Here is an 11,820-nt window from a genome sequence, read left to right on the forward strand (position 1 = left end):
TGGGGCACACATCATTGCATTGACGAAATATGTGATCTTTTAAATACAATATTCAGCATTGCAAGGGCGCCTGCTGTAACGTACTATCATTCTCATCGACTACCGATGGTCGTCGTGCGGCCCGCCGCCAGCCATGTTGCTGGCCGTGTAGCGGTTTGATGTCCGTCCTGCTTTCTCGCCTGCCATGTCTACACGCGCGTCTACGTCGTGGTTTGCTCGTTCAGTGTCGCACTGGCTGGGACCGCGCGCGTTGGCCGCGCTGGTGCTGGCGCTGTGCCTGGGATTGACGTATGGCGCCTGGCGCAATGCCGACGACGCCAGCGAACAGCAGGTGCAGGCCGATTTCGATTTCCGCGTGCGCGAACTGGTGGGCAACATCGTCGGCCGCATGCAGACCTACATCCAGGTGCTGCACGGGGTGCAGGGCCTGTATGCCAGTTCGCAGGAAGTCACGCGCCGCGAATTCCACGCCTATCTGGCGGTGCAGCAAGTGGACCGCCACTTTCCCGGTATTCATGGCATCGGCTACCTGCCGCTGCTGTCCGGCGCCGCCCTGGCGCGGCATGAGGCCAGCGTGCGCGCGGACGGCTATCCCGGCTATGCCGTGCGTCCGCACGGCCAGCGCGATTGGCATGCGCCCATCACCTATCTGGAACCTTTGAGCGAGAGCAACCTGCTGGCCTTCGGCTATGACATCGGGTCCGAATCCGTGCGCCGGGCCGCGCTGGAACAGGCGCGCGACACGGGGCAAGCCGCGATGACGGGCAAGATCCACCTGGTGCAGGATGGCGGCAGCGCCCGGGCGCATGGCTTCCTGGTCGTATTGCCCGTGTATGACAATGGCTTGCCGCACGCCAGCGTGGAGCAGCGGCGCACCGCCTTGCGCGCCTGGGTGTTTGCGCCGTTCCGCATGGGGGATCTGATGGCGGGCGTGGGCGGCGAGGGCGCGCGCCAGCTGGATCTGGAAATCTATGATGGCGCGCAACTGGCCGAGGCGGCCCTGATGTATGACAGCTTGCCGGGCGCCTTGTCGTCTGTCGCCTCGGACAGCCTGGTGTCGCAGCAGGCGATCACCATCGCCGGCCATGCCTGGACCTTGCGCATGCGCGCCATGCCGGGCTTTGATGGCGAACTGCTGGCGCGGCCCCGCCTGGTGGCCTGGACCGGCTTGCTGGCCAGCATCGGGCTGGCGCTGGCCACCTGGCTGCTGGCGGCGGGCCGCGCCCGCGCCCAGGCGGCGCTGGCGCGCTCGAGCGAACTGACTGGCCAGCTGGAGCAGGGGCAGGCGAGCGTGCTGGCCATGGCCGAGGCGGCGCAGCGCAGCCAGGCCATGCTGCGCAGCATCCTCGATTCGACCATCGACGGCATTCTGGTCGACAATACCGATGGCCGCATCTTCACGTCGAACCGGCGCTTCCGCGACCTGTGGCAAGTGCCCGACGCGCTCGACTGGCAAGCCGATGGCGCGGCGCTGGTGCGCCATGTGGAAAGCCAGCTGGAGCAGGCGGCGCCGTTCCTTGGGGCACGCGCCCACGCGCCGCATGGCCACCGCGAGCGGCGCGACGTGCTGCACTTGCGCGATGGACGGGTGGTCGAGCAATATGTGCGCAGCATGCAACTGGGCAATGAACAGGCGCGCCTGTGGACCTTCCGCGATATCAGCGAGCGCAGCCAGATGGAGCGGCGCGAACATACGCGGCGGCAAGTGCTGGAAATGCTGGCCACGGGCGCGCCGCTGGAACGGGTGCTGGAAAGCGTGGTGCTGAGCGTGCAAGCGGACCATCCCGCCATGCTGTGCAGCATCTTGCTGCTCGATGAAAGCCGCCACCGCCTGGTGCTGGGCGCTGCGCCGAGCTTGCCTGCGTTTTTCAACCTGGCCAGCCATGGCCATGACCTCGACACCCTGCAGGGCGTGCATGGCATCGCCGCGCAAGCCGTGCGCGACGGCCAGCGCGTGATCGTCGGCGACCTGCATGCCGATGCGCAGGAAACGATGGAACTGGCGTGGCGGGCCCAGCTGCAATCGTGCTGGGCCGAGCCCGTGCGTGGCGGCTCGGGCAAGCTGCTCGGTGTGCTGATGGCGTATCACCGCCAGCCGACGCTGCCGGGCGCGGCGCATCTGGCGCGGCTGAGCGAGGCGGCGCACCTGGCCGGCATGGCCATCGAACAGGCGCAAGTGGCGCTGGCCCTGCGCGCCGGCGAAGCGCGTTTCCGCAGCCTGTACGACCATGCGCCCGTGGCCCTGTGGGAACAGGACTGGTCGGCCGTGCGCGCCGCGCTCGATGCCTTCGAACAAGCGGGCGTGCGTGACTTGGGCGCCCACTTCCAGGCCAATCCGGACGCGCTGCGGCAACTGGCGGGGCTGGTGCGCATCATCGATGCGAACGGCGCCGCCCTGGCGCAGGTGCGCGCCAACGAGGACGATCAGCGCCGCGGTGCGCTGGGCCTGGCGCAGAATTTCGACGACAGCGCCTTGCCCCGTTTCGGCGACGCGCTGCTGGCGCTGGCTGGCGGCGCCCACCTGTACGAGTGCGAGAGCAGCTTCGTGCGTCTCGATGGCGCGGCGCGGCAAAATGAATTGAGTTTGCTGGTGATGCCCGGCCATGCGGACAGCCTCGATTTCGTCATGGTGTCCTCGCTCGATATCACCGAGCGCAAGCGCATGAACGCGGAACTGCTGCAACTGGCCACCACGGATTTCCTGACCGGTTTGCCGAACCGGCGCCACTTCATGGCGTCACTGGAAAACGAGCATGCCCGTTTGCAGCGCGAGCTGGCCAGCTGCGCCAGCGTGCTGATGCTCGACATCGATCACTTCAAGCGCGTCAACGACGAGTATGGCCACGCCGTGGGCGATGCCGTGCTGCGCCACCTGGGCGCGCTGATGTGCCAGGCGCTGCGCAAGGTCGACGTGCCGGGCCGCGTGGGCGGCGAAGAATTCGCCATCCTGCTGCCCGGCACCGACCTGTCGGCAGCGGCCGTGTTTGCCGAACGGCTGCGCCGGCGCGTGGCGGAAAGTTCGCTGACCATCGATGGCGGCATTGTGATCACCGTCACGGTGAGTATCGGCATGGCCGCCATGGCCGGCACCGATGCCGATTGCGACGCCGTGCTGGCGCGCGCCGACGAGGCGCTGTACCGGGCCAAGCGAGGCGGGCGCAACCGCATCGAGCAGAATGACGGCGGCAGCGACGGCGTGCTCAGCAAGTTCATGGCGCAATGATTACAGGCTGTGCTGACGCGCTTGCGACTGCTTGCGGTTGCGGCTGACGATCAGCCAGACGATGGCGACGGGAATGAGCAGCGGCAGCAGCACGGGCGTGCTCAATGCCAGCGCCAGTACCACGCAGAGCGCCACCACCGCGATCAGCACCACGCCCACGCCGGCCAGGACGACGCCGGTGATGACGGCGGCGCACACCACCGCAATGGCGGCGATCAGCAAGCCGCCGCCGGCAAACACCAGGCCGAACAGCCATTCCAGCGGACCGTCGACATCGTCGCCGTTGAACTGCATGTGCATGTCGCTGCCGCCGATCTTGTCGAGGAACAGGCAGGTGAGCATGACGATGAGGACGGAGGTGAGCAATTTTTTCATGGTGAGCCTCAGTGTGTGGGTGATGGGGTGTTGCATGATCACACTGTAGGGGCGCGCCCGGCTTGCCGCCAGCGGCGTGCGACAGGCCGTCATTTTCACGGTATGGAAGGCGCTGGCGGGACGAAAAACGCTGATCTGGAACAAGATTTCTTTTCTTGTAATGTGCGCAAGCCGTCCTATACTGAATACCTCAGTCTCGCAAGGAGGGCAACATGCTTTTGTTTGCAGATACCGGGGATCAATCGCTATCCCCCTCTGACCATCAAATCACGCGCCAGCGTAGCGCCACGCAGTCCTGCGCCGAGCCCGTCGGCGCGCCATCGGCGATACCGCCGATCATCATCACCCCATTCAACTACCATGCACCGCTGCCGGCCATCGACCCGCGCTGGGTGCCGCCCGGTCCTCCGCTGACCTGGCCCAGCCGGCCTGCCATGTCCATGTGTTGAGGTGGCTATAAAGCGTTGCCGTCCATGCGATGGCTGGTTGTGAAAAAAGCCCGCGTCGCGGGCTTTGGCTTGCGCATGGCCGCGTTATGACGCTTTGCGGCGCAGCATGAAACCCAGCAGGCCCAGACCGGCCAGCAGCATGGCGTATGTTCCCGGTTCCGGCACGGCGGCGATGTAGGCGTGGTTGTCGCTTTCAAACGCGTTCGTGTTCGGCGAATGGAAGGCGACCGAGGTGAATTTCGCTCCTTCGCCAGCCCAGGCGTTGATATACAGGCCGACGGACTGGTCGCCATTCGGGCTGACGCCGCCCAGGGCGGCCATTTGCGAACCGGTCAGAATGACTGTGCTGCTGTCGCCCATGGTGAAGACGATGCTGTTGTACGTGTCGGGCGATCCCATGTAAAAGCCAAAATAGCTGAGTCCGCCACTGAAGGTGGCCGTGCCTGGCGTGATCTGGCCATCCGAGACGCCGACGGAATAGAAGGCCGTCAAGTCATTCGGCGGTTGCGCGGCATAGCTGGGGTGGTTGCTGGTAAACACGGCACCCGTGTAGTTGCTTGGTAGTAAGCCATCGTTGAAGTTGATCGTCGTGGCGCCTGCGACCGAGGTGACAAGGCCTTCCCCTGCCAGTGCCGTGCCGCCGGCAGTGAAGGTGGGGACGGCGCTTGCGGTACCTGCGGCGACCGTCAGCGTGGCCAGGGCCAGCGTAGTCAAGATTTTCATGTTGAGTCCCTCTAGTATGTTTATATGTATATTGTGTACAGCGGTCATGACCGAAAGGAGTGCCTGGCGTGGCGATGCGTGCGGCGTGCAGGGGCGAGGGGCGTCGCATTGGGAAAATTTCTTGTGGCCAAGCATTACTAAATGCAATATTTGAAATATAAAAAACACAATTCAGATTGCAAATTAATAATAGGTTTACTTGAGCAATATCAAAGGCCGATTGCTAGAGTAAGTGTTCTAATTTGTATCCTTGCCTTATCGCCGGGATCGTCTATGGCGGGCAGCTCTTTACCTCAAGGCAAGGCGGCACGGGCGGGCGTTTTCGACTATCATGCTAGCCCCGACCTTCCATCACGAGCACCGCCATGAGTACCGATTTTCCCGACTTTTCCGACGAAGCAGCCGAGCAAGACAATGACGCCCCGGTCCAGGAGCCGCGCCTGTGGGTAGGCAATGGCTGGACGGCGCGCGTGATCAAGAACGAGGAAGATGAAGGCTGGGCCGTGGCCATGATCAAGGATGGCGAACCGGAGCCAGCGCTGGTGGGCCCATGGACCATGGGCCGCGACAAGAAAAACCCGAAGCCGCTCGACGTCAACGCGTTCAACACGCTGGTCAAGACGGCGTCGGAAGTGCTGCGCCGCCACGAGCAGCAGCTGCATGCGCAATTGCACAAGAACCTGTTCGTCGCCACCGACGAGGGGCAGATCAAGGTGATGTTCGACATCGTGCCCGACGAAGACCATCCGTACGCGGAACTGAGCGCCTACGACGCCGACGGCGAACAGATTGCCAAGGTGCGCACCTCGGCCGCCTTCAAGTTCAACGCCACATCAGCGGCGAACTGGATCGAAGGCGGCTACCGCCGGCCTTGACAGGCGTAGGTCGGATTAGGCCTGAAAGGCCGTAATCCGACGCCACCACCAGCGTCAATAATGTGCCGGATTACGCGCTTGCGCGCTCATCCGACCTACCTCTTGCGGCATACGCCAGCCGGTACAGCAGCGGCAGCACCAGCAGGGTCAATGCCGTCGAAGATAAAATGCCGCCGATCACCACGGTGGCCAGCGGACGCTGCACTTCAGCGCCCGTGCCCGTGGCAATGGCCATCGGCACGAAACCCAGCGAGGCCACCAGCGCCGTCATCAGCACGGGCCGCAAGCGCGTGATGGCCCCTACGCGTATCGCCTCCTGCAAGGGCATGCCCTGTTCGCGCAACTGGCGGATATAGGCGATCATCACCAGGCCGTTCAGCACGGCCACGCCGGACAGGGCGATGAAGCCGACTGCGGCCGAGATCGACATGGGAATGCCGCGCAGCCACAGGGCGACGATGCCGCCCGTCAAGGCGAACGGGATGCCGCTGAACACGAGCAAGCCATCCTTCACATTGCCGAACATGGCGAACAGCAAGACGAAGACGAGGGCCAGCGCCACCGGCACCACCAGCTCCAGGCGTTTCGTGGCCGACTGCAATTGCTCGAACTGGCCGCCCCAGCTGGTCCAGTAGCCGGCGGGAATGGCCACCTGCGCTTGCAGCTGCTGCGTGGCGTCGGCCACGAACGAGCCGATGTCGCGCCCGCGCACGTTGGCGCTGATGACGATGCGGCGCTTGCCGTCTTCGCGGCTGATCTGGTTCGGCCCCGGCGCCACTTGCAGGCTGGCCACTTCGCCGAGCGGGATGAAGCGCGCGCGGCCTTCCGCCGCCGCGCCCAGGGGCAGGGCGATGGGCAGGCGTTTGAGCTGCTCCAGGTCGCTGCGCAGGCTGTCGGGCAGGCGCACGACGATGTCGAAGCGGCGGTCGCCCTGGAACAGGGTGCCCGCCTCTTGCCCGCCGATGGCCGTGGCAATTGCCGCCTGCACGTCGGCAATGTTGAGGCCGTAGCGGGCCGTCTGCTCGCGGTCGATCTGCACCGTCAGCATGGGCAGCCCCGTGGTCTGCTCGACTTTTACCTCTGTCGCGCCCGGTATCTTGCCCAGCACGCCGGCGATCTTCGCCGCCGTGCCGTCGAGCACGCCCATGTCGTCGCCGAACAGTTTGACGGCCACGTCGCTGCGCACGCCGGAAATCAGTTCATTGAAGCGCAGCTGGATCGGCTGCGAAAACTCGTAGTTGTTGCCCGGCAAGCTGGTGGCCGTCGCTTCGATTTCCGCCAACAATTGCTCGCGCGATTTCCCGGGTTGCGGCCACTGGTCGCGGGGCTTGAGCATGATGTAGCCGTCGGAAATATTCGGCGGCATGGGGTCGGACGCGATCTCGGCCGTTCCCGTGCGGGCGAACACGCGCGCGATTTCCTTGTGGTTTGCCATCAGCTTGCGTTCCAGCTGCTGCTGCATGGCCAGCGATTGCGTCAGGCTGGTGCCGGGGATGCGCAGGGCCTGGATGGCGATGTCGCCCTCGTTCAGGCTGGGCACGAATTCGCTGCCCATGCGCGTGGCCAGCAAACCCGACAGCACGACGGCCACGGCCGCGCCCGTCAGCACGACGGGCGTGTTGCGCATCACCTTGTCCAGCAGCGGCGCATACCAGCGCTTGGCCGCGCGCATGATGGCGTTTTCCTTTTCCGCCACCTTGTTGCCGATAAACAGCGCCACGGCGGCCGGGATGAAGGTGATCGACAGCAGCATGGCGCCCAGCAAGGCGATGACGACCGTCAGGGCCATCGGCGTAAACATGCGGCCTTCCACGCCCGTGAGGGCGAAGATGGGCAGGTACACGACCATGATGATCAGCTGGCCATACAGCAGGGGGCGTCGCGCTTCTTGCGATGCTGCAAACACTTCGTGAAAACGTTCCTGCAAGGTCAACGGCCGTCCCAGTTTCTGCTGAGCATGGGCCAGGCGGCGCACGCAGTTTTCCACGATCACCACGGCGCCATCGATGATGATGCCGAAGTCCAGCGCGCCCAGGCTCATCAGATTGGCGCTCACATGGTATTGCACCATGCCCGTAAACGTGAACAGCATGGCCAGCGGAATCACCATGGCCGTGATGACGGCCGCGCGGATATTTCCCAGGAACAGGAACAGGATGGCGATCACCAGCACGGCGCCTTCGAGCAGGTTTTTCTTCACCGTATTGATCGCCTTGTCGACGAGCACCGTGCGGTCATACACGGTGACGGCGTGCACGCCTTTCGGCAGGCTGCGGTTGATCTCCAGCATCTTCTTGTCGACGGCTTGCGAGACGGCGCGGCTGTTCTGGCCGATCAGCATGAAGACCGTGCCGAGCACCACTTCACGGCCGTTTTCCGTGGCCGCGCCCGTGCGCAGCTCGCGCCCCAGCACCACGTCGGCCACGTCGCGGATGCGGATCGCCACGCCCTGCACATTGGCGACGACGATGTTGCCGATGTCGTCCTTGGACGCCACCTGGCCCGGCGCGCGTATCAGCAGCTGCTCGCCCTGCCTTTCGATGTAGCCGGCGCCCACATTGCTGTTGTTGCGCTCGAGCGCCGTCACCACGTCTTGCAGGCTGATGCCGTAGGCGGCCAGTTTTTCCGGATACGGCGCCACCTGGTATTGCTTGGCGTAACCGCCGATGGCATTGATTTCCGTGACACCCGTGACATTGCGCAACTGCGGCTTGATGATCCAGTCCTGGATTTCGCGCAAGTCCGTCGGCGTGTAAGGCGTGCCATCGGGCTTTTTCGCGCCGTCCTGCGTTTCCACCGTCCACAGGTAGATTTCGCCGAGGCCCGTGGAGACGGGCCCCATCTTCGGCGTGATGCCGGCGGGCAGACTTTCCTTGGCTTCCTGCAAGCGCTCGTTGATCATCTGGCGCGCAAAATAAATGTCCGTGCCATCCTTGAAGATCACGGTGACTTGCGACAGGCCATAGCGCGACAGCGAACGCGTCTGTTCCAGGTTGGGCAAGCCGGCCATGGCCGTCTCGATGGGGAACGTCACGCGCTGCTCGGTTTCCAGCGGCGAATAGCCGGCGGACTGGGTATTGATTTGCACCTGCACATTGGTGATGTCGGGCACGGCGTCGATGGGCAGCTTTTGATAGCTGTAGATGCCCAGGCCAGCCATGGCGGCCACGGCCAGCATCACCAGCCAGCGCTGGTCGATGGCGAAGCGGATCAAGCGTTCAAACATGATGGTTTCCTTTGGCTTGACGTGATCAGTGTTCGTGGCCGGCGGAGTCCTTGCCCAGCTCGGACTTCAGGACAAAACTGCCTTGCGCCGCGTACGGCGTGCCGGCGGCAAGCCCCTGCTTGATGTGCGTCAAGGTGCCATCGCTGCGGCCCAGCACGACGGGCGTGGCCTGGTAGCCATCTTTCACCTGCACGAAGACGACGGGCTTGTCTTCCACCGTCTGGATGGCCGTGCTGTGCACGGTGACGGGCGCGTCCGCTTCGCCGGAGACCACTTCCACCGTGACGAAGAGGCCCGGGCGCCAGGCCATGTCCGGGTTCTGCAAGCTGATGCGTGCCTTGGCCGTGCGCGTCTGCTCGCCCAGCAGCGCGCCCACATAGGTGATCGTGCCTTGCGCGCTGGCATCGAAGGCGGACGCTTTCACTTCCGCCTTGCCTCCCATGCGCACGGTGGCCAGGTCTTTCGCCGGCACGGCGATTTCCGCCCACACGGTCGACAGGTCGGAAATGACGAAGATGTTCGCGTCTTCCTTGACGGCCTCGCCCAGGGTGATGTGTTTTTCCAGCACCATGCCGTCGAACGGCGCGCGGATGTCGTAGCGGTTCAGCGGACCCTTGCTGGCCCCGGTCCCGGCGCCGCTGGCGCCCAGCGCGCTGAGCTTTTGCTGCGCGTTCTGCACGGCGATTTCCGCCTCGCGCCACGCTTGCTGCGCCTGCAGGTAATCCTGTTCGGCCGAGATTTTCTCGCGCCACAGTTTTTCTTCGCGCTCATACGTGGAACGGGCCAGCGACAGCCGCCGCTGCGCCGACAGCAGTGCGCTGCGCTGTTCCGACAGTTCCGTGCTGGCGATGACGGCCAGCACTTGCCCCTTTTTGACCAGCTGGCCCAGGTCGGCGTGCACGGCTTCCACCACGCCGGCCAGACGGGGCACGACGTGGGCCGTGCGGTCTTCATTGAAACGGATTTCGCCGGGCAGGGCGACCGTCGTCTTGATGCGGCCGGGCGCGGCCGTCGCGATGACGACGCCGGCTGCCTTGCTTTGGGCCGCCGTCAATTCCAGCTTGCCTTCCACTTCATCGTGGCCGTGTTCGTCTTTCTTTTCAGCATGTGCTTCCGCCTTGACGGCAGGGGCAGGAGGAGCGCTGGACTTGCCCGTGCCGAGGATGAGGATGGCCAGCACGATGCCGGCGGCGGCGATGGAGACGATGGCGATCGCCTGTTTCTTGTTCAATGTGATGTTCATGGAGGGTATTCCTTACAGGGGAGCTGGTGTGCCCAGCAGGCGCTCGATGTCGGCGGCGGCGTGCTGCGCTTCCGTCAGCGCGCGCAGGTATTGGTTTTTGGCTTGCAGCAAGGTGCGCTGGGCATCGAGCACGTCGAGGAAGGCGAACTTGCCAAACTCGAAGCCTTTGCTGGCCGCGTCGTAGGCGCTCTGGGCGCCGGGCAATATGTCCTGGCGCAAGCTTTCCACGTCGAGCCGGGCCGTGGCCAGGCGTTCGCTAGCGGCGGCCACGGCCGTTTGCACGGCGATGCGGGCGGCAGCCAGCTCGTCGCTGGCCTTGTCGCTGCGGCGCAGTGCGTCGAGCTTGTTGCCGGCATTGCGGTCGAACAGGGGCAGCGGCAAGGCCAGGCCGATGATGGCCTGGTTGCGGCCCAGCTCTTCCGAACGCTTCATGCCGATACTGAGCGTGACGTCGGGCGTGGCGCGCCGCTGTTCCACGTCCAGCATGGCTTGCCGCTGGGCCAGCGCGCTGTGCGCCTGGCGCACGGCCGGGGCTTGCTCCAGGCGCGCCGCCAGTTCGCTGGCCGGGGGCAGCTCGGGCACGGTTTCCAGGCGTCCTTCGGCGACACTGAAGCGTGGCGTGGCGTTGCCCCACAGGGCGGCCAGGCGCTTGCGGGCGCTGGCCAGTGTGCTGCGGGCCAGGTTCAGCTCCAGCCGCACGCTCGCTTCGGCGACCCTGGCGCGGGTTTCCTCGACGGGCGAAGCCTTGCCGGCTGTCACCCGGCGCGCCGTGATGTCGCTGGCGCGCGCGGCCAGCGCCTGCGCGCTGTCGGCCAGGCGCAAGCCTTCCTGCGCCGCCAGCACGTCGACAAAGGCGGAAGTCACGGCGGCGCGGGTTTCCGCCTGCTGCAGTGACAGGCCCGCTTGCGCCAGGTCTGCGCCGCGCTGGGCGACGGCGGCGCGCGCCCCCCGCTTGCCGCCCAGTTCGATGAGCTGGTTGAGCTGCACGGTGGTGCTGCGCGTGGCGCGCCGCGTGTCTTCCAGCACGGTTTGCAGTTCCGGATTGGGCAGGGCGCGCGCCTGTTGCAGGGCGCCCCCTTGCGCCGCCAGTTCATGGCGGGCAGCGGACAAAGTGGCGTTGCCGCCCTCGGCCAGCAGCAGCGCGGCAGGCAAGGTCAGGGGGCCGGCAGTCTCCTGTGGAGCTTGCGCATGGACAAAGTTGCCAGCCAGCAGGCCAGCGGAGAGTAATAACAGATAGATGGATCGGTACATCGAATTCTCCAAAAGCATGGAAAAGAATTCGACGGGACGCGCAGGCTGGCGCCTGGCTTACTGCGAAAAGTGATTGAAACGCCCCGTCGGCCTAGGTGGCCGACGACCAGTCAGGGCGCTTGGGAGCGTCCGGGATGTGGGAAGCGTAAAAGAAGGGGGAAGTGTCCGCATTCACGGAGGCCGTGTCGCCGACGGGCAGGCTGGAGCCGGCCGGCAGCCACGCATGGCCGATGCCATGGCAGACATTGCAATCGCTGTGCGGCTGGCCTTTTTTCTGCTGCTCAGCTTTATCGCCGGCGGGTTTTTTGTCCGCATCGGCCTTGTGCTGGTGGCTGTGGTGGCCCAGGTGCTGCGCCGCCTTGCCTTCCTCGTGCAGGCAATACGCGCTCGCCGCAGCCCAGGACATCTGGAGCGGAAGCACGAACAGCAGCAAAATGAGGAAGAATCGGCGCATG

9 protein-coding genes are annotated in these 11,820 nt (G+C 65.0%); 3 read left to right on the top strand and 6 right to left on the bottom strand.

Features of this window, described 5'->3' with window-relative positions; genetic code table 11:
* The first annotated feature begins 223 nt into the window (after positions 1–223).
* Positions 224–3,223, top strand: a complete 3,000-nt coding sequence (locus U0004_RS04030; protein ID WP_256608165.1) for a sensor domain-containing diguanylate cyclase — start codon at positions 224–226, stop codon at positions 3,221–3,223.
* Here U0004_RS04030 and U0004_RS04035 read toward each other — a convergent pair whose 3' ends face one another.
* A complete protein-coding gene (locus U0004_RS04035; protein WP_081345725.1) occupies positions 3,224–3,598 on the bottom strand; it encodes a hypothetical protein in 375 nt (124 codons plus the stop codon).
* A gap of 212 nt (positions 3,599–3,810) precedes the next feature.
* Here U0004_RS04035 and U0004_RS04040 point away from each other — a divergent pair, with 212 nt between their 5' ends.
* On the top strand, positions 3,811–4,047 hold the full coding sequence (locus tag U0004_RS04040) for a hypothetical protein (RefSeq protein ID WP_139144203.1): 237 nt from the start codon (positions 3,811–3,813) through the stop codon (positions 4,045–4,047).
* Between the two features lie 84 nt (positions 4,048–4,131).
* Here U0004_RS04040 and U0004_RS04045 read toward each other — a convergent pair whose 3' ends face one another.
* A complete protein-coding gene (locus U0004_RS04045) occupies positions 4,132–4,770 on the bottom strand; it encodes an Npun_F0296 family exosortase-dependent surface protein (RefSeq protein ID WP_167468627.1) in 639 nt (212 codons plus the stop codon).
* Between the two features lie 365 nt (positions 4,771–5,135).
* Between U0004_RS04045 and U0004_RS04050 the strand changes: the two genes are divergently transcribed.
* On the top strand, positions 5,136–5,645 hold the full coding sequence (locus tag U0004_RS04050) for a hypothetical protein (RefSeq protein ID WP_070257732.1): 510 nt from the start codon (positions 5,136–5,138) through the stop codon (positions 5,643–5,645).
* A 70-nt stretch (positions 5,646–5,715) separates the two neighbouring features.
* Here the strand turns inward: U0004_RS04050 and U0004_RS04055 are convergent, their stop codons facing one another.
* The 4 genes from U0004_RS04055 to czcI all read right to left on the bottom strand — a co-directional run bounded on the left by U0004_RS04055 (position 5,716) and on the right by czcI (position 11,819).
* Entirely contained in the window at positions 5,716–8,871 is a 3,156-nt protein-coding gene (locus U0004_RS04055; protein WP_070257733.1) for an efflux RND transporter permease subunit, read from the bottom strand.
* A 25-nt stretch (positions 8,872–8,896) separates the two neighbouring features.
* Positions 8,897–10,114, bottom strand: coding sequence for an efflux RND transporter periplasmic adaptor subunit (locus tag U0004_RS04060; RefSeq protein WP_070257734.1), 1,218 nt, complete (start codon positions 10,112–10,114; stop codon positions 8,897–8,899).
* Positions 10,115–10,126: 12 nt separating this feature from the next.
* Positions 10,127–11,365 (bottom strand): TolC family protein, encoded by a 1,239-nt coding sequence (locus tag U0004_RS04065; RefSeq protein ID WP_147284976.1) that lies wholly within the window; start codon positions 11,363–11,365, stop codon positions 10,127–10,129.
* 91 nt (positions 11,366–11,456) lie between these two features.
* On the bottom strand, positions 11,457–11,819 hold the full coding sequence (czcI, locus tag U0004_RS04070; protein ID WP_070259913.1) for a cation efflux protein, CzcI family: 363 nt from the start codon (positions 11,817–11,819) through the stop codon (positions 11,457–11,459).
* Position 11,820: the final 1 nt, after the last annotated feature.

Origin of the sequence: Janthinobacterium lividum, from assembly GCF_034424625.1 — a bacterium.
Lineage (GTDB): Bacteria > Pseudomonadota > Gammaproteobacteria > Burkholderiales > Burkholderiaceae_D > Janthinobacterium > Janthinobacterium lividum.

Excerpts from the sequence above, each read along its gene's own strand:
- U0004_RS04035 (WP_081345725.1), bottom strand. The coding sequence starts at position 3,598 with ATGAAAAAATTGCTCACCTCCGTCCTCATCGTCATGCTCACCTGCCTG.
- U0004_RS04040 (WP_139144203.1), top strand. The coding sequence starts at position 3,811 with ATGCTTTTGTTTGCAGATACCGGGGATCAATCGCTATCCCCCTCTGAC.
- U0004_RS04045 (WP_167468627.1), bottom strand. The coding sequence starts at position 4,770 with ATGAAAATCTTGACTACGCTGGCCCTGGCCACGCTGACGGTCGCCGCA.
- U0004_RS04050 (WP_070257732.1), top strand. The coding sequence starts at position 5,136 with ATGAGTACCGATTTTCCCGACTTTTCCGACGAAGCAGCCGAGCAAGAC.
- U0004_RS04055 (WP_070257733.1), bottom strand. The coding sequence starts at position 8,871 with ATGTTTGAACGCTTGATCCGCTTCGCCATCGACCAGCGCTGGCTGGTG.
- U0004_RS04060 (WP_070257734.1), bottom strand. The coding sequence starts at position 10,114 with ATGAACATCACATTGAACAAGAAACAGGCGATCGCCATCGTCTCCATC.
- U0004_RS04065 (WP_147284976.1), bottom strand. The coding sequence starts at position 11,365 with ATGTACCGATCCATCTATCTGTTATTACTCTCCGCTGGCCTGCTGGCT.
- czcI (WP_070259913.1), bottom strand. The coding sequence starts at position 11,819 with ATGCGCCGATTCTTCCTCATTTTGCTGCTGTTCGTGCTTCCGCTCCAG.